Source organism: Pseudomonas sp. WS 5021 (assembly GCF_012985535.1).
Classification (GTDB): Bacteria; Pseudomonadota; Gammaproteobacteria; order Pseudomonadales; family Pseudomonadaceae; genus Aquipseudomonas.
The window spans coordinates 168,193-187,005 of record NZ_JAAQWP010000007.1 but is presented as its reverse complement, the minus strand read 5'-3'; the positions used below and the strand labels follow the sequence as shown (position 1 = coordinate 187,005).

At 61.6% G+C, this 18,813-nt stretch carries 13 protein-coding genes; 5 read left to right on the top strand and 8 right to left on the bottom strand.

All coding sequences use genetic code 11. From position 1 onward, the window contains the following. Positions 1-285 precede the first annotated feature (285 nt). Positions 286-1,746 carry a membrane-bound lytic murein transglycosylase MltF gene (gene mltF / locus HBO19_RS21860; protein WP_169956667.1) on the top strand — a complete coding sequence of 487 codons (1,461 nt, stop codon included), beginning with the start codon at positions 286-288 and terminating at the stop codon, positions 1,744-1,746. Positions 1,747-1,823: 77 nt separating this feature from the next. Here mltF and HBO19_RS21855 read toward each other — a convergent pair whose 3' ends face one another. The 5 genes from HBO19_RS21855 to treP all read right to left on the bottom strand — a co-directional run bounded on the left by HBO19_RS21855 (position 1,824) and on the right by treP (position 9,312). Continuing rightward, entirely contained in the window at positions 1,824-2,108 is a 285-nt protein-coding gene (locus HBO19_RS21855; RefSeq protein WP_170058301.1) for a PTS transporter subunit EIIB, read from the bottom strand. 2 nt (positions 2,109-2,110) lie between these two features. After that, positions 2,111-4,642: a phosphoenolpyruvate--protein phosphotransferase gene (gene ptsP / locus HBO19_RS21850; RefSeq protein ID WP_170058300.1), complete on the bottom strand. Its 2,532-nt coding sequence runs from the start codon at positions 4,640-4,642 to the stop codon at positions 2,111-2,113. 169 nt (positions 4,643-4,811) lie between these two features. Beyond that, on the bottom strand, positions 4,812-6,032 hold the full coding sequence (locus HBO19_RS21845) for a carbohydrate porin (RefSeq protein WP_170058299.1): 1,221 nt from the start codon (positions 6,030-6,032) through the stop codon (positions 4,812-4,814). Positions 6,033-6,103: 71 nt separating this feature from the next. Continuing rightward, positions 6,104-7,750, bottom strand: coding sequence for an alpha,alpha-phosphotrehalase (treC, locus tag HBO19_RS21840; RefSeq protein ID WP_170042962.1), 1,647 nt, complete (start codon positions 7,748-7,750; stop codon positions 6,104-6,106). 119 nt (positions 7,751-7,869) lie between these two features. Then, positions 7,870-9,312, bottom strand: a complete 1,443-nt coding sequence (gene treP / locus HBO19_RS21835) for a PTS system trehalose-specific EIIBC component (protein WP_170058298.1) — start codon at positions 9,310-9,312, stop codon at positions 7,870-7,872. Between the two features lie 200 nt (positions 9,313-9,512). On the opposite strand from treP, the gene treR reads away from it, so the two are divergent. From treR to HBO19_RS21815, 4 genes are all read left to right on the top strand, one after another. Further along, entirely contained in the window at positions 9,513-10,217 is a 705-nt protein-coding gene (gene treR, locus HBO19_RS21830) for a trehalose operon repressor (protein ID WP_169956677.1), read from the top strand. 64 nt (positions 10,218-10,281) lie between these two features. Further along, a complete protein-coding gene (locus HBO19_RS21825) occupies positions 10,282-13,314 on the top strand; it encodes a membrane-targeted effector domain-containing toxin (protein WP_170058297.1) in 3,033 nt (1,010 codons plus the stop codon). A 118-nt stretch (positions 13,315-13,432) separates the two neighbouring features. Beyond that, positions 13,433-14,203: an APH(3')-II family aminoglycoside O-phosphotransferase gene (locus tag HBO19_RS21820; protein WP_170058296.1), complete on the top strand. Its 771-nt coding sequence runs from the start codon at positions 13,433-13,435 to the stop codon at positions 14,201-14,203. An 88-nt stretch (positions 14,204-14,291) separates the two neighbouring features. Further along, positions 14,292-14,603: a hypothetical protein gene (locus tag HBO19_RS21815; RefSeq protein WP_169956683.1), complete on the top strand. Its 312-nt coding sequence runs from the start codon at positions 14,292-14,294 to the stop codon at positions 14,601-14,603. A gap of 324 nt (positions 14,604-14,927) precedes the next feature. Here HBO19_RS21815 and guaA read toward each other — a convergent pair whose 3' ends face one another. The 3 genes from guaA to HBO19_RS21800 form a co-directional block, all read right to left on the bottom strand. Continuing rightward, a complete protein-coding gene (guaA, locus tag HBO19_RS21810; protein WP_029298509.1) occupies positions 14,928-16,505 on the bottom strand; it encodes a glutamine-hydrolyzing GMP synthase in 1,578 nt (525 codons plus the stop codon). Positions 16,506-16,586: 81 nt separating this feature from the next. After that, positions 16,587-18,056: an IMP dehydrogenase gene (gene guaB, locus HBO19_RS21805; RefSeq protein WP_016977684.1), complete on the bottom strand. Its 1,470-nt coding sequence runs from the start codon at positions 18,054-18,056 to the stop codon at positions 16,587-16,589. 186 nt (positions 18,057-18,242) lie between these two features. Continuing rightward, the gene (locus tag HBO19_RS21800; protein ID WP_169956685.1) at positions 18,243-18,791 is read right to left on the bottom strand and encodes a sugar ABC transporter ATPase; all 549 of its coding nucleotides are present in this window, start codon (positions 18,789-18,791) and stop codon (positions 18,243-18,245) included. Positions 18,792-18,813 lie beyond the last annotated feature (22 nt).

Here is an 18,813-nt window from a genome sequence, read left to right as displayed (position 1 = left end):
TCGGGACAGCCTCGGGAAGGGGGTGTGCTTTGAGGCCGTGCATTCTAGCGTAAACCTGCGCCAACGGCACCCGAAACGGCACCGCTGGCCGCTGCCGAACGTCAGTTGGCACCGATTGCACGGTATCAGGGCGTTTTCCAGGGCCGGCGGCGCAGTTATTTTAACCGTCACAATCGCGCCCCAGGCCACGTTTCTGCGGGCTGCAGCACAGTTTCGCGGGCGCTAGCAGACAACGCCGATGCTGTCGAGATATGGCGCCATGGGCCGTTTGCGTATACTGCGCAGATGTTCTCCCCAACTGCTTTGCGCCCGCGATGTGCCAAATGGCTCCTCGCCACCGGACTCTTCCTGATGCTCAGCGCCTGTGTTGATAAGCCCAGCACGCTCGAGCGAATCAAGGAGGATGGCGTATTGCGGGTGATCACCCGAAACAGTCCGGCCACCTATTTCCAGGACCGCAACGGCGAAACCGGTTTCGAATACGAACTGGTCAAGCGCTTTGCCGACGACCTGGGGGTCAAGCTTGAAATCGAGACTGCCGACAACCTCGACGACCTGTTCGGCCAGTTGGGCAAACCCAACGGCCCGGTATTGGCCGCTGCCGGCCTGGTCAGCAGCGAACAGCGTAAACAGCAGGTGCGCTTCTCCCATGCGTACCTGGAAGTGACCCCGCAGATCATTTACCGCAACGGCCAGTCCCGCCCCACCAACGCGGCCGACCTGGTGGGCAAGAAGATCATGGTGCTCAAGGGCAGCACCCACGCCGAGCAACTGGCCGAGCTGAAAAAGCAGAATCCTGCGATTGAGTACGAAGAGTCCGACGCCGTTGAAGTAGTCGACCTGCTGCGCATGGTCGATGAAGGGCAGATCGACCTGACCCTGGTCGACTCCAATGAAGTGGCGATGAACCAGGTGTACTTCCCCAACGTGCGGGTGGCCTTTGACCTGGGCGACGCCAGCAACCAGAGCTGGGCCGTGGCAGCCGGGGAAGACAACAGCCTGCTCAACGAGGTCAACAGCTACCTCGACAAGGTCGAGAAGAACGGCACCCTGCAGCGCCTCAAGGATCGTTATTACGGGCATGTCGATGTGCTGGGCTACGTGGGCGCCTACACCTTTGCCCAGCACTTGCAGCAGCGCCTGCCCAAGTACGAGAAGTTTTTCAAGACCTCGGCCAAGGAAGAAAAGGTCGATTGGCGGCTGTTGGCGGCCATTGGTTATCAGGAGTCATTGTGGCAGCCGGCGGTCACCTCCAAGACCGGCGTGCGTGGCCTGATGATGCTGACCCAGAACACCGCCCAGGCCATGGGCGTATCCAACCGCCTCGACGCCCGGCAGAGCATCAAGGGTGGCGCCAAGTACCTGGCGATGATCAAGAGCGAACTGGACGACAAGATTCTCGAACCTGATCGCACCTGGTTTGCCCTGGCGGCCTACAACGTCGGCGGCGGTCACCTGGATGACGCGCGCAAGCTGGCGCAAAAGGAAGGCCTGAACCCGAACAAATGGCTGGACGTGAAGAAAATGCTGCCGCGCCTGTCGCAGAAGCAGTGGTACAGCAAGACCCGCTACGGCTACGCCCGGGGCGGTGAGCCGGTGCACTTCGTGGCCAACATCCGCCGTTACTACGACATCCTGACCTGGGTGACCCAGCCACAGCTGGAGGGCAACCAGGTGGTGGAAGGCAATCTGCATGTGCCGGGCGTGGACAAGACCAAGCCGCCGCAAGATACCCCCCAACTCTGACCCCTGGGAACGACCAGACACCACAAAACCCAATGTGGGAGCGGGCAAGCCCGCTCCCACATTTGTTTTGTGGTGTTCTACAGGCCAGTGATCAGATGTACTACCCCGCCCGCCAGTACCATCACCGCCGTGATACCCGCCACCTTCAGCGCCGCCTCGTCCACCCGCGCCGGGTCCTGTAGCTGCACGCGGATCCGGGTCAATGCCACGCGCTGCTGTGACTTGAGATTACTCGCCCCACCCAACGCACTCAGCACCTCAGGCGCCAGCATCGCATCAGCCGCCGGCTCGGCAACCACCGTTTCTGCCACCAGGTCCGGGGTCAGGGCTTTCCAGAACGCCTGCTGCAATTTCTCGAACATATTCAGTTCTCCACAACCAGTGAGGTTTCCACAGTCGCCGCGTGGTACTGGCTCAAGGCCTCGCGCACCTGGGCGGCTTCTTCCAGGTTTAACACCTGGTGGGCGATCAGTTGGCAGTCCGCCAGGTCCAGCTCACGCACCGTGGCCTTGATGCTCGGGATCAGCGGTACGCTGACGGACAACTCGTCCACCCCCAGCCCGATCAGCATCGGCACCGCCAGCGTTTCGGACGCCAGCGCGCCACACACCCCCACCCACTTGCCGTGGGCATGGGCGGCCTTGACCGTGGTGGCGATCAGGCGCAGCACCGCCGGGTGAAAGCTGTCGGCCTGGCTGGCCAGGCGCGGGTGGTCGCGGTCCATGGCCAGGGTGTATTGGGTCAGGTCATTGGTGCCGATCGAGAAAAAGTCCACGTGGGGCGCGAACACATCCGCCATCAACGCCGCTGACGGCACCTCGATCATGATCCCCAGTTTCGGCAGTTCAGTGAGCCCCAGGGCCGCCGCTTCCTCTTCGAGGATCTGGCGGGCCTGGCGCAGCTCCGACAGCAGGCTGACCATCGGCAACATGATGTGCAACCGGGCCAAGCCCGCGCTGGCGAGGATTGCCCGCAACTGCTCGCGCAACAGCTCAGGACGCTCCAGGCACAGGCGAATGCCACGCAGACCAAGAAAGGGGTTGCTCTCGCTGTCCATCGGCACATAGGCCAAAGGCTTGTCACCGCCCACATCGAGGGTGCGCACCACCAGGTTGCGCCCGGTGCCCAGGGCACCGGCAATGGCGCTGTAGGTCTGGGCCTGTTCCTGCGGGCTGGGCGCACGGTTGCGGTCCAGGTAGAGAAACTCCGAGCGCAACAGCCCCACACCCTCAGCCCCCAAGACCAGGGCTTGCTGCACTTCTTGCAGCGAAGCGACGTTGGCTGTCACCTCGACATGATGACCATCGCGCGTGGTAGCCGCCAAGGCGGCCTGTTGCACATCGCGCTGGTGACGCAACACCTGTTGCGCGCGCGCGGCCCGCAGCCGCTCGATTACCGTCGGGTCCGGGTCCAGGTGCAGTTCGCCTTTATCGGCGTCCAGCAACACTTGCTTGCCCTCGGGCAAGTCCAGGACCTGGGCTGGCACCCCGCACATCGCCGGCAAGCCCAAAGCACGCGCAAGGATGGCGACATGGCTGGTGGCGCCGCCGGCAACGGTGATAAATCCCAACACCTTGCGCGGGTCGAGGCTGGCGGTTTGCGAGGGTGTCAGTTGCTCGGCAATCAGGATTGCCTGCTCCGGCAACTCCCAGGCGCCGTCCTGCACCCCGAGGATCAGCTTGAGCACACGCTGGCCAACATCCGCCATATCGGCGGCGCGTTCGGCCAGCAGGGAGCTGCCGGATTGCTCGAACAGCCCGGCGGTGGCGAGTGTGGCGCTGTTCCAGGCAAAGGCGGCGCTCTTGCCTTGGGCGAGCAGGCCGTGGGCTTGTTCAAGCAGGGTCGGGTCTTCGAGCAATTGCTGATGGGCGCGGAAAATCTCTGCCTGGGCACTGCCACCGGCCTTGTCCTGCAACACTTGCAGCGCTTGGGTTGCAGCGCGCAAGCCACGTGCCAGGGCGGCATGCTCCAGCGTCTCGCCAGCCCCCTGTTCAGGCACATTCAGCTCGGGCTCAGCCACCTGCACCACCTGACCAAACGCCGAACCCGGCGATGCACATACGCCGCGCAGCACGCTTGCCGATGACAGCGGCGCAACTGGCTCAACCACCTCGGCCACCAGCGCAACGGTTTCGCCACAGCCTTCTGTCAACAGCGTAACCAACGCCTGGATCGCCGCCGCGGCATCCTCCCCCGCCGCGCTCACTTGCAGGGTATCGCCCCGTACCGTTTGCAAGCCCATGATCGCCACCAGGGACTTGGCGTTGGCGATCTGGGTTTGCTTGTGCAGGCAGATGCTCGCCTTAAAAGCCTTGGCCGCCTGGGCCAGGACCGCCGCCGGGCGGGCATGCAAACCGTTGGCGTTGGGCAGCTTCAGGGGCTTGGAGAACAGTGCGTCACCCTCCTCCTCGTCATCGTTGGCGGCGCGTATTACCGGCGTCACACGCAACAACGGTTGCCCGGTTTCCACCAACCCCGCGCCCGCCGCCAGCAGCACAAATGGCTCGCCGCTGACCACCAGCATCAGGGTCAGCAAGCTACGGGCATTGAGCGCGATAAAGTCGCCATCGAATTCGATCAAAGGCTGGCCCGCCTCAACCCGCTGGCCTTCCTCGACCAGCCGGGTGAAGCCCTTGCCCGCCAGGTTCACGGTGTCCAGGCCGATATGCATCAGCACTTGCACGCCCTGGTCGTCGGTGACGCTGACCGCATGCCCACTGTCCTGGATATTGCTGATCACCCCGGCCAGCGGCGCGCAGAGGGTCTGCGAGGTGGGATCGATACACACGCCGTCGCCAATCAGGCGGCTGGAGAACACCGGATCCGGCACCTGGTCCAGGGGCAACAGCACACCCGTCAGGGGCGCCAGCAGTTCCAGGGGTTGAGTTGTGGTCATGACATCACCTGCTGTTTGGTTCTGTAAAAAACATGGGCCGAGTACACGTCCCGGGGTGAAATGGGCCCCTGTGGGAGCTGGCTTGCCTGCGATTGCATCAACGCGGTCTCATTGGAATACCGAGCCGCCTGTATCGCGGGCAAGCCCGGCTCCCACATAAAGCCGGTGTTTATTTCCACCAGTATTCGACCTGCACACCGAAGTTGGAACCGTGGCGCGCGGTGCCATAGGAGCCGGTGTCGGACAACGCCGAACCCGCCGCCAGTTCATTGGCCGCGCGCTTGGCTGCTTGGTTCCAGGTGGCATAGGTGTAATACAAGCGCACCTCCGGCCGCGCCCAGAAATCCGGGCCCTTGGGCGACCAGGTCGGGGCGAAGGTGAACTTGCTGAGTTTGCGCGTACCGCCGCTGGCATCGACCTGATCGTGGCCCAGTTCGGTGACCAGCTTGAACTGCTCGCTGATGGCATACGCCGGGCGCACACCGACAGACATCCAGGTCTGGTCCTGGCTGCCGGGGCGCACGTCTTTCTGGTACACCGCCTCCACCTGGCCGCCAAAACGCGGGGTCACTTGCCAGTCAAAAAACTCCACCGCACGGTAGCTTTTGCTACTGCGCTCCAGAGCTGTATTCCCGGTGTAGCCCAGGCCGGTGCCCGGCCCTTCGCCGTACTGCAGGGCGAACTTGTTCTTGCCACCGAGGAACGCGGCCTGCACATGCTGCGCAGTGAGGGCCCAGCCGCTGTGGGTGTCGCGCCCGCCCGCCTGTTCGATATAGCTCAGGCCCAGTTCCAGTTCGCCGCCGGGGTTGGTCTTGAAGCCTGCGACGTTGAAGTCGTGACGGGTGGCGTATTGCTTCTGGTACAGGTTGTCCTTGCGCGACAGGGCGTAGCTGTACTTCAGATCGCCGATCAGCACGTCCTCGATGCCGCCGCCGGTGGCGCTCTGGTTCCAGTAGTAGAAGTCGGAAATATGGATGTCGTTACGTTTGTAGTAGCGCCGACCGGCCCACAGTGAGCCGCCGTTGAGGCTGGGCATGTTCGACCATTGCGCATACATCTGCGGCATGCGCGCCGAGCCGTTGTTTTCGCCCTGGAACTTCAGTTCGCGGTCGTATTTGTTATACAGCGAGGCCATGGCATCCACGCTCAGCACCGAACCGTCGTCCAGGGTGAACAGGTCCTGGCGCAATTCCAGCTCGGCATATTGCTCGCATTCGTTACCCAGGCGGTACTTGGATTGGGCGCCCGGCAGTTGGAAACAATGCTGCGGGCCGCTGCCGGTCGAGGTGCCGGCGCCGCTGCGCAGGTAGCCGGCAAACTCCAGGGCGTGGGCCGCCAGGGGCAGGGTCAGGCAGGATGCGACGAGGCCCAGCTTTATTGTTGTTTTCATGAAGCGCTCCATTATTTTTTTTATTTTTTCCCTGTCGGAGCCGGCAAACCGGCTCCTGAAAAGGGGATGTTTCAGTCGGTCAGGTGCAGCACAAAAGACTCGTAAGGACGCAAGATGAGCGTGTCGGTGCGCACCGGGCAGTCGGGGTAGTTGCTGATCAGCAGGCGTTGCGCGCTCGCCGAGCCAATCACGCTGTGAGGCAGTTGGATTTCGCAGGGCTGGCCGTAGAAGTTGTTCAGCACCAGCAGGCGTTCGCCATGGCCTTCGCGCAGGTACGCCCAGACCTTGTCGTGGTCCTGTAGCAGTTGGCGGTAAACACCCTCCTGGATCAGCGGCTCAAGGCGCCGCAAAACGATCAAGGCCCGGTAGTGATGCAGCACCGAATCCGGGTCATCCAGCTGGCTCTGGACATTGATCTGCGCCGCATTGGCCGGGATGCCGATCCACGGTTCAGCGCGGCTGAAACCGGCATTGGCCTGGCTGTTCCACTGCATCGGCGTGCGCCCGTTGTCACGGGACTTCTGCATGATCGCGGCCATGCTCGAGGCCTCGGACTCACCGGCATCGCGCTTGAGGCGGTAGATGTTCAGGGTCTCGACATCACGGTACTGCTCGATGCTGTCAAAGCCCGGATTGGTCATGCCCAGCTCTTCGCCCTGGTACACAAACGGCGTGCCCTGCAGGAAGTGCAAAGCGGTGGCGAGCATCTTGGCCGAGACCACGCGGTGCTCGCCGTCATCGCCAAATCGCGAGACCACCCGCGGCTGGTCGTGGTTACACCAGAACAGCGCGTTCCAGCCGCCACCGGCCTGCATGCCCATTTGCCAGTCGGAAAGGATCTGCTTGAGCTGCAGGAAATCGAAGTCGGCGCGCACCCACTTTTGCAGGTTGGGGTAATCGACTTTCAGGTGATGAAAGTTGAAGGTCATCGACAGTTCTTTCGACTCAGGGCGAGAGTAGCGAATGCAATGTTCGAGACTGGTGGAGGACATCTCGCCGACGTTGATCAGCGCGTGGCCCTCGAACACTTCGCGGTGCATTTCCTGCAAGTACGCGTGCACGTTCGGGCCGTCGGTGTAGAAGCGCCGGCCGTCGCTGTTGTCTTCGGGGAAATCCGCCGGCTTGGAGATCAGGTTGATCACGTCCAGGCGAAAGCCGCCCACGCCCTTGTCACGCCAGAAGCGCATGAGTTTGTAGACCTCGGCGCGCACCTTGGGGTTGTCCCAATTGAGGTCGGCCTGGGTGTGGTCGAACAGGTGCAGGAAATACTGGCCGGTCTGCGCCTCGTATTCCCAGGCCGAGCCGCCGAACTTGGATTGCCAGTTGTTCGGCTGGTCGCGCCAGATGTAGAAGTCGCGGTACGGGTTGTCGAGGCTGCTGCGTGCCTGCTGGAACCACTCGTGCTCGATGGAGGTGTGGTTGACCACAATATCGAGCATCAGCTTGATGCCGCGCTTGGCCGCTTCGCTGATCAGCAGGTCGCAGTCGGCCATGGTCCCGTAGCTGGGGTCGATGGCGTAGTAGTCGCTGATGTCGTAGCCGTTGTCGCGCTGGGGCGAGCGCAGGAACGGGGTGATCCACAGGTAATCGACGCCCAGCCACTGGAGGTAGTCGAGCTTGTCCACGATGCCCAGCAGGTCACCGGTGGCGTTACCCGCGTGGCTGTGGAAGCTTTTGGGGTAGATCTGGTAGATCACCGAGTGTTGCCAGTCTTGCATGGTGGGTTCCTTCAATTGAGTGGTGTAGCGGCCTTGCGGGCCTCATCGCGGGCAAGCCCGGCTCCCACAGTTGAAATGCATTCCTCTGTGGGAGCTGGCTTGCCTGCGATAGCGATCTATCAGGCGACGCGATAACCCGGCCGCACAATTTTCATGCTCAACCCACAGGTCAGAACAAACGGCACCACCATCGCGACGGCCATGCCGATCACAAAGCTTGGGATGTATTGCGGGATGATCGAGATAAACCCAGGCAAACCACCGACGCCGATGGCCGAGGCCTGGACCTTGTTCAGCGAGAGGAAAATGCTGCCCAGGGCCGAACCCAGCAACGCGGCATAGAACGGAAACTTGAAGCGCAGGTTGACCCCGAACATCGCCGGCTCCGTGATCCCAAAGTAGGCGGAAATCGCCGAGGTCGAGGCCATGCTTTTGTCTCGCGCATTGCGGCTCATGTAGAACACGCCAAGGGCTGCACTGCCCTGGGCCAGGTTGGACATGACGATCATCGGCCAGATAAACGTGCCACCCTGGGTCGAGATCAGTTGCAGGTCCACGGCAAGGAACATGTGGTGCATGCCGGTAATCACCAGCGGCGCATACAGCAGGCCGAAAATCGCCCCGCCCACCATTGGCGCCAGGTCAAACAGGGTGACCACGCCTTCGGTGATCAGGATGCCGAGGTGCCGGGTGACCGGGCCGATGATCGCCAGGGCCAGCACGCCGGTGACGACGATGGTGGTGATCGGTACGACAAGCAGTTGAATGGCATTCGGCACCCGCGCCCGCAGCCATTTTTCAATCACGCTCATGACGTAGGCGGCCATCAGGATCGGCAGGATCTGGCCTTGATAGCCAACCTTCTCGATCTGGAACCAGCCCAGAATGTCGAAGTACGGCAGGCTCTGGCCGTCGAGCCCGGCCACCGCCTTGCCGTAGTTCCAGGCATTGAGCAGGTCCGGGTGGACTAGCATCAGGCCGAGCACGATGCCGAGGATTTCACTGCCACCAAAACGCTTGGCCGCCGACCAGCCCACCAGCGCCGGCAGGAACACAAACGAGGTGTTGGCCATCAGGTTGATCAGGCTCCACAGGCCATCCAGGTTCGGATAGGCCTCCAGCAACGTCTGGCCCTCGATGAACATGCCCTTGGCGCCCATCAGGTTGTTGATGCCCATTAGCAGGCCGGCAATGATCAGCGCCGGCAGGATGGGCATGAACACATCGGAGAACACCCGCACCAGGCGCTGCATGGCGTTGGTCTTGTCGGCGCCCTTTTTCTTCACGTCGGCGATGGTGGCGGCGGCCAGGCCGGTCTGTTCGCGCAGGGCGGCGTAGACCTTTTCTACTTCGCCGGGGCCGATGACGATCTGGAACAGCCCGCCGGTGAAGAACGAGCCCTTGACCAGGTCGACCTGGTTCAACGCACTGGCGTTGACCAGGCTCGGGTCCTTGAGCGCCAGGCGCAGGCGCGTCACGCAGTGGGCCGCTTGCTCAAGGTTATCGCTGCCGCCGAGGTTCAGGAGAATCTCGCGGGCAATGTTGGAATAGTCGTGGCTCATGCTTGGTCTTCCACTTTAGATTCTTGTTATTGGCAGCACGCCGAGGGTAAAAGTACTCGTCTGTACGAGTTAAAGCAACAACTCGTCTGTACGAGTTGTAAAAATATTCGCCCAGCGCTTTCCAAGGGTCCAATGGACAAAGCCCACCTGTGCCACTAAGGTTCCTGCCTTGAACGCAAACGCGGCACAGAGCCCTCTCCATGAGTAAATACAACCAGATCTACACCGATCTGCTTGCCAGCATCACCACCGAACGCCTGCAACGCGGCACGCGCCTGCCTTCTGAAACCGAATTGATGCAGACCTACCAGGCCAGCCGCGGCACCGTGCGCCGGGCCATCGAGCAGTTGCAGGAGCGCGGGTTTGCGCAAAAAATCCACGGCAAGGGCACCTTCGTGCTGTCGCCCAACCCGATTGAGTTTCAACTGGGCGGCATCGTCAGCTTCCACGAAACCCACGCCGACCTGGGCGATGACGTACGCACCGAAGTGGTTGAGTTCACCCAACTCCCGCTGGAAGGTTCGCTGCTGCAACACATCGAGGCCGACCCCGGCACCCTGATCACCCGCATCAAGCGCGTGCGGCGCATTGGCGGCAAACGGGTGATCCTCGATATCAACCACTTCGTTGCCGAGCTGATCCCGGGCTTGGACCAGACGATTGCCGAACAGTCGATCTACGCCTTCATCGAACAAACCCTGCACCTGCAGATCAGCTACGCCCAGCGCACCATCGAAGCCCTGCCCCGCAGCAAGGACGACCAGGCGCACCTGGACCTCGACGGCCAGAGCCATGTGATCGTGGTGAGCAACCAGACGTTTTTGCAGGATGGGCGCCAGTTCGAGTACACCGAGTCGCGGCATACCCTGGATAAGTTCTACTTCTCCGATATCGCCCGGCGTTAATTATCTACCCACACCCACTCTGAAGCGCTTGGCATGCTCGCCTCCCCCCCTCAAGGAGAGCAGCATGCCACTTGCCGACACATCCCCCGCCGCCCAGCAACAACTTCGCGCCCTGGCCCCCGTGGTACTGGATGCCTGCCCGAACATGCAGGCGATGGCCATCGAGGCCGCCGGTGAAATCCTCACGAAACATGGCCTGGCGCACCTGGATCCCGATCAGGTGTACTGGCACCGCTTCAACCGCGGCACCGGTGATCCGGCGACCTTTACCGGCTGGAGCCATAACGAAAAACCCCAGGCGTCGATGACCCTGACGCAGTTGGTCATGCACCGCTTCGAGGTGCATGACCAGGATAATGCCGACCTGCTCGACGGCGATGGCGGCTTCTACAGCGAGGGTGCCCAGGCGCGAGTGTTCGATCAGCACAACGAAGTGCAGCTGTCCGCCAGCGCCGTGCTCCATGATTTCTGGGCGATCAATTTCAGCGATCGCTACACCACGCGCGTGGAGCAATTCTGGAGTACCCACCACCACCATTTCCGCACCCTGGCCAAGGTCAATTGCCTGGCCCAGGCCCTGCAAGCGCGACAGGCCGGGCACCTCGACGAGGAGCAGTTGCAGAAGGTGATCAAGGCCCTTGCCGGCAACCTGGGCTGGCCGCCGACCCTGCCCGACCTGCAAGCCGAGGCAACTCCGGCAAGCGGGCTACGCGTGGCGGCACTGGATATTGGCGGGCATATCGCCACGGACATCCTGCGTATTGTCGATGGCGATGGTCGGCAAATCCTCTACGTGCCCGGCGAGGCCCAGGCCTTCCACTGCCTTGAGACGCCTGCCGACCTGCATTTCTGGCTGTTGAACCAGACCAACCGCGCCGATAACCGCGCGCGTTTCATGGCCCATTTCCCCTTGTCGACCCAGGTCCAGCAGGACGACACCGACGCCGTGACCTGGAAGCAAATGCTGCTGACGCCCGTGCTGATCTACCGCACCGCCCAGGCCGTGGCCGGCACGCTGCCGCCAGACTGGGTGGACAAAGGCCTGAACCACCAACTCGACCAGCTGTTTACCGACTGGGGCACGTGGGACCACCACCTGATCAATCAAGCCGACCAGCCCCTCGACAGCGACGCCTTTACCTGGCTCGCACAGTCGAGCCGTGCGCGCATGGACAACGATGCGCAGTTCTCCCTGCAGAGCAACGGCGACTTGCGCAAGAAGCTGTGGATCGGCTACCTGGCCGCCTTTGGCAAGACCTTCGGACCAATGGCCGTGGCAGGCTGGCCGGTGGCCCTGGTGGTGATGGGCGCCAGCGTGGCCAGTCTGGGCCTGAATATCGACCAGGCGATCAATGGCAAAACCCCGGCCGAACGCCGCGCGGGAGCGCTGGGTGCGGTCCTCAGTGCTATCGATGCGGTGTTCAACCTGACGCTGCTGAAGACCGACGGCGTCATGCCGCAGATCGCCGAAACAGTCGATACCGTGGCGATTGAACACACTACGCCCGCCGTTATACCCATGTCGCCAGAACCGACCGTACCTGCCAGCTACCAAAGCAACCTGATCCTGGAAGGTGAAACCCTCAACACCGCACCCGGCAAGTTTCACCAGGTCTATACCCTCAAAACCTCCAGCGGCATGCCGCAGCACGCCATTATGCTCAACGATGAAGCCTATTACGTACGCTACGAAGCCGACCCCAACGGCCACGGTTTCTGGGCGATCGTCGACCCAAGTAACCCCCATGGCTTTTCCGGCTCGCTGCCAGTGCGCCTGAACGAACTCAACGAATGGGAACCCGTCAGCGCCAGCAAAGGGTTGAAAGGCGGTGGCGGCAACTCCAGCAAGGCCGCACACACGCCAGCGCCCTCCCCTAGCGAGGAACCGGTGACTGCCCCCGTCAACCCGCTGCGCCGGGTCACTACCCCCTTCGACACCCCGCCCTCGACCCGCACGCACATAAGAAAGTGGGTACTGGGCCTGCCTGAAACCCATGTTCAAAGCCGCTTCGGGCGCATCGACCGCTTCACGTATTACTTCGGCGTCACTCACGACAAACTGCTGCAAACGGCGAAAGACTTCTTTACCGAACTGCCCTGGACCCGACTTCCAGCGCGCCCGGACATCCCCGCGTTCGAGCCCACTACGCCCTTTGCCGAAATCATCGAGCGCCTGCCCGAAGACATACCCGGATACGTCATCGGTGAAACCCTGGACCGCATCGCCAGCACCCGCCTGGTGATCGACAACCTGCCCCTCTTCGCGCGCAAAGGTGTGAAGACCCTATATCTGCGCCGCCTGCTCAACGATTTTGTCCAGGATGACTTGAACCTCTATTCGCGCACCGGGGTGATGTCCGAAGACCTGGAAAGCTACCTGAACCGGCTGGGCACCGACCCGGCAGGCCAGTACAACGAGCTGGAGTTGGTCAAGACTGCCAGGGCCAATGGCATCCGCGTGCAGGCTCTGGACTGCGTCGCCCACTACAAGTACCCCAATCCCACCGCCAACCTTTCAGAGCAAGCGATGAGTAACTACCTCGCCCATACCATTATCCAGGCCGACCAGACCCTCAATGGCGGCGGCAAGTGGCTGGTGCTCACTGGCGCGCGAAACATCAATACCTTCAATGGCTTTGCCGGTATCAGTGAACTGCACGGCGGCATCGGACTGCGGGTCGAGGAGGTGCTTCCCGGGCAAGGCAGCGACATACGCATTGACCCCGGCATCGACATCGACCGCGACAGTGCACCTGCCCACGAACACGTCGGAGACAGCTTCGACACCTTGCATGCCGACCTGCGGGTGCAAGTGGAGGCCCCGCTGGTGCACAGGACCCTGGAGCAAAACCAGCGGCTGCTGTTTCGCAAGGGCATGTACCTGATCGATGCAAGCCAGGGCCGCTATACCCTGCTGCATCACAGCCGCGCCATGAGCGTCGTCCGCACCCCCATCAACCGATTGGCCGATGGTAGTTTCTCCATCGACCGGCCGGCCTGGCCCGGGGTACATAACGTGCACTTCGCGACCCTGGAAAAGCTGTCCAGCGCCCTCACCAATATGGGCTTGAACCTGCAATGCCGGCTGCCCGCTTGACGCCCCCGCGCGCGCCAGGCAGTAAAACGCCTGCCGCGCGGGGCGCCCATGACAAGCCGAGGCCAAACGTTGTTTAATCGGCGTTTGACAACGCTCAGGCGAGGACCGGGACAGCACCGTGAACATTCCAGAAAAGTGGCGTGAACAGTTCCCCCTCGCACTCATCGAACAACAGGCCATCGGCGAGTCCCGGGCTGACGTGTTTCGACTGCGCAGGGACAACGGCCCAGACCTGTTCCTGAAAGCCGAGCCCCTGGTCGAACACGCCGAGCTTGCCGACGAAATCGAACGCCTGCACTGGCTGCAGCAACAGGGCCTGCCAGCGCCAGTGGTACTGGACCAAGTGCAGGAAAACCATCACCAGTGGCTGCTGATGAGCGCCATGCCGGGACAGGACCTGGCCAGCAGCAGCGCGCTTTCTTCCGCGCAGATCATCGACGTCCTGGCCACCGCCTTGCGCACATTGCACCAGGTACCCGTGGCGCAATGCCCCTTCGATCACAACCTGGAACAGCGCATCACCGTCGCCCAGGAACACGTCGACGCCGGGCTGATTGATGGGACGGACTTCGACGATGAGCGACTGGGACGCAGCGTCCGCGATGTGTTTGCCGAACTCCTCGCGACACGGCCCGCCACCCACGACCTGGTGGTGACGCACGGCGATGCGTGCCTGCCAAACTTCATGGCAGCGGGCGGTCACTTCAGTGGTTTTATTGACTGCGGTCGCCTTGGAGTCAGCGACCGCTATCAAGACCTGGCCCTGGCGGCACGCAGCGTCGAACGCAACCTGGGGCGGGAATGGGTAAGGCCGTTCTTTGAGCTGTATGGTGTGGAGCCTGATGAGCAGCGAATGGCTTTTTACTGCCTGTTGGATGAGTTTTTCTAATTGCTCCTGAGCAGCCCTCGACACTACCTCGACAAGCTCGCTGATACGACGCATCCGATATATGAGTCAAACCATGAGGAAGAACGCCATGCTCATCAAGAGCCTGTTGCTGAGTTTTTGCGCTGTGTTATTGGTTGGCTGCACGGGCAGGGGCTTTCAACCTCCGCCGCCGGAATTTACCAATTGGAAGAAAATCGGGGTGTCTGAAGAAGGCGTCAAGAGTGCTATGACCGCCTGCGGCTATACCAACCTGATAGGGACGGGGGACAGGACGCCGATTGACCAGGTACTCACGCGGTTTTATTGCATGAAAGACGCCGGTTTCAAGCGCACAGATAACATTGACCTGTGCAAGGAAGGCCGCATCGGCGAATCACCGGTGTGCGAAGGCCGCCGGTAATCCATTGGGGGGGTTGGTGGTAGTAGCGCTGGGCAGTCGCGCCTTCTCGACCGCCATCACCGGGGAACCTGGCGAACCCTGATGCCAGTCAGTTAAGCGGATTCTGCTTTCTGTAGGAGCGAGCTTGCTCGCGAAGGACGTCAACAATAACGCGTGTTTGCTAGGTAACCGCGGCGCTCTCAAGTTCTTCGCGAGCAAGCTCGCTCCTACAAAAAGGCTTAACTGACGGGCATTATGGCGAGCCCCAAAAAGCCAAAAGCCCGCAATTAAGCGGGCTTGAGGGTACTTTTTGCTAGGGGGTGCCGGACAATGCCGGACGCCCAATCATTCCCACTCAATCGTCGCCGGCGGCTTGCTCGACACGTCATACGTCACGCGCGAGATGCCTTCGATTTCATTGATGATACGGCCGCTGACAGTCTCCAGCAGTTCGTACGGCAGGTGTGCCCAGCGGGCGGTCATGAAGTCGATGGTTTCTACGGCACGCAGGGCCACGACCCAGGCGTAGCGACGGCCATCGCCAACCACGCCAACCGATTTCACCGGCTGGAACACGACGAAGGCCTGGCTGACTTTGTGGTACCAGTCGGCCTTGCGCAGTTCTTCGATGAAGATGTGGTCGGCGCGACGCAGCAGGTCGGCGTATTCCTTCTTCACTTCACCGAGGATGCGCACGCCCAGGCCCGGGCCCGGGAATGGGTGGCGGTAGACCATGTCGTACGGCAGGCCCAGTTCCAGGCCCAGGCGACGGACTTCGTCCTTGAACAGTTCGCGCAGCGGTTCTACCAGCTTGAGGTTCATTTCCTCAGGCAGGCCACCCACGTTGTGGTGGGACTTGATCACGTGGGCCTTGCCGCTCTTGGCGCCGGCCGACTCGATCACGTCGGGGTAGATGGTGCCCTGGGCGAGGTACTTGATGTTGTCCAGTTTGTTGGACTGGGCATCGAAGACGTCGATGAAGGTGCGGCCGATGATCTTGCGCTTCTTCTCCGGGTCGGACTCGCCGGCCAGGTTGTTCAAGAACTGATCTTCGGCGTTGGCGCGGATCACCTTGACGCCCATGTTCTCGGCGAACATGGCCATCACTTGCTCGCCTTCGTGCAGGCGCAGCAGGCCGTTGTCGACGAACACGCAGGTCAGTTGGTCACCGATAGCCTTGTGCAGCAGCGCAGCAACCACGGAGGAGTCAACGCCGCCGGAAAGGCCGAGCAGGACGTTGTCGGTACCGACCTGGGCGCGCACGTTGGCGATGGCGTCTTCAGCGATTTTAGACGGGGTCCACAGGGCTTCACACTCGCAGATGTCGAGGATGAAGCGCGACAGGATGCGCCCGCCTTGCTTGGTGTGAGTCACTTCCGGGTGGAACTGCACGCCGTAGTAACGACGCTCGTCGCTGAACATGCCGGCGATCGGGCAGCTCGGGGTGCTGGCCAGGATGTGGAAGTCTTCCGGCATCCGGGTGACCTTGTCACCGTGGCTCATCCAGACATCGAGGCCGAACAGGCCGTCGGCGTCGACGTGGTCTTCGATGCCGTCCAGCAGGCGGCTCTTGCCGACCACGTCGACACGGGCATAACCGAATTCACGCAGCTCGGAACCTTCAACCTTGCCGCCCAGTTGCTCGGCCATGGTCTGCATGCCGTAGCAGATACCAAATACCGGCACGCCCAGGTCGAATACCGCTTGTGGGCAGCGCGGGCTGTTGGCTTCGTGCACGGACTCGGGGCCACCGGCGAGGATGACGCCTTTAGGGGCGAATTCGCGGATCGCTTCGTCATCCATGTCGAACGGATGCAGTTCGCAGTACACGCCGATTTCACGCACGCGGCGGGCGATCAGCTGGGTGTACTGGGAACCGAAGTCGAGGATCAGGATGCGGTGGGCGTGAATGTCGAGGGCCATGAAGTCAGTCTCGTCTAATGAATCAGAAACAACTCGGGGCTGAAAGAACAGCCCCGGTTACTTAACGTTTTGCTGGAAGCCTCAACCTACGCGGTAGTTTGGCGCTTCCTTGGTGATCTGCACGTCGTGGACATGGGATTCAGCCATGCCGGCGCCGGTGATCCGTACGAACTCTGGCTTGGTGCGCATTTCTTCGATGTCGGCGCTGCCGGTGTAGCCCATCGAGGAACGCAGGCCGCCCATCAGTTGATGGATGATGGCGCTCAGGGTGCCCTTGTACGGCACACGGCCTTCGATGCCTTCCGGTACGAGCTTCTCGGCGCCTGCCGAGGAGTCCTGGAAGTAGCGGTCGGAAGAGCCTTGCGCCTGGGACATGGCGCCCAGCGAACCCATGCCACGGTAAGCCTTGTAGGAACGGCCCTGGAACAGTTCGATCTCGCCTGGCGCTTCTTCAGTGCCGGCAAACATCGAGCCCATCATCACGCAGGAAGCACCGGCCACGATGGCCTTGGACAGGTCACCGGAGAAACGGATGCCGCCGTCGGCGATCAACGGTACGCCAGTGCCTTCGAGGGCAGCGGCAACATTGGCGATGGCGCTGATTTGCGGCACGCCCACACCGGCGACGATCCGCGTGGTGCAGATCGAGCCAGGGCCGATACCGACCTTGACCGCGTCAGCGCCGGCTTCGGCCAGGGCCTTGGCGGCAGCGCCGGTGGCGATGTTGCCGCCGATCACCTGTACGTCAGGGAAGTTCTGCTTGACCCAGCGCACGCGGTCGATCACGCCCTTGGAGTGACCGTGGGCGGTGTCGACCACCACCACGTCAACCCCGGCAGCGACCAGGGCCGAAACGCGGTCGCCGGTGTCTTTACCGGTACCAACGGCGGCGCCAACGCGCAGACGACCTTGGTCATCCTTGCTGGCCAGCGGGTAAGCCTTGGCTTTTTCGATGTCGTTGACGGTCATCATGCCTTTGAGGGCGAATTTGTCGTCGACGATCAGCACGCGCTCGATGCGGTGCTTGTGCAGCAGTTCACGCACATCGTTCTTGTCGGCGCCTTCCTTGACAGTAACGAGGCGCTCTTTAGGCGTCATCACTTCACGGACGGTGACTTCAAGACGGTTTTCAAAGCGCACGTCACGGGAAGTGACGATGCCGACCAGGTCGCCATCGTGCAGCACTGGAACACCGGAGATGTTGTGCAGGCGGGTCAGGTCGAACAGGTCGCGCACGGTGGCGTCGGCTTCGATGGTGATCGGATCTTTCACCACGCCGGCTTCGTAACGCTTGACCTTGCGCACTTCGGCAGCTTGCTGCTCGATGGTCATGTTCTTGTGGATGATGCCGATGCCGCCTTCCTGAGCCATGGCGATTGCCAAACGGGCTTCAGTGACGGTGTCCATGGCAGCGGAAACCAGAGGAATATTCAGCTCGATGCCACGGGTTAGGCGGGTCTTGAGACTGACTTCGTTAGGAAGCACCTCGGAATAACCGGGCACTAGGAGAATGTCGTCGAATGTCAGAGCTTCTTGGCTGATACGCAGCATCGCGGGGGCTCCCGAGCGGGAAAATGGAAGCGCGTCATTATACTCAGACACCCCTCGGGCCTCAACGTAAAACTCTGACAAACTTGGTAATACTGATAGATGGGTAAAACCAGTCTCTGGTTTGGCGCACGGCCCAGGCTCCATCGCCGGCAAGCCGGCTCCTACAGGTAGGGGGCGGCAGTGGTTTTAGAGTTCGACTTTGACCCAACTGATTTTCTGATCGAGCCAATCGGCAAACTCGTCGATAAAGCTCTGCTTGAAGCCCGCTTCCGCCCAGTTGTTGAAGATAAAGCCCAGGTTGGAAAAGCCGCATTCCTGCAGGAACAGGAAACCGTTGATGTCATCTTCATGCCCACACAGCGGGCAGGTGAAGTTGTCGGTGTGGCCGGGCATCCAGTCTTCCAGGCTGTCGAACAGCGCTTCGCCAACTTCTTTAAGGCATTGCGGGCAGCCGGCTTCTTCGAGAAAACCCTTGGCGGGGGTATAGATGCAGCGTTTGTAGATGATTTCCAGGCCGTTGACCGGTTCGTTGAACGGCAGCGCCTCGGGGTGCAGCACCACCGCGCGGGCACCATCGGCCAGGGCATAGCCCATGCGGTTGCCGGTGCGCCCGCAGGTGGTCAGTTCTTCCTTGATGATGTTCTTGCGCACCAGCCAGCGCACGATGGCCCGGGCGCGGGGTTCGTGGACGGGCAAGGTGGAGATTTTCGGGACAAGGATGCTTTGGGAATTCATGGGAGTCCTGCGGTGTGGCGTC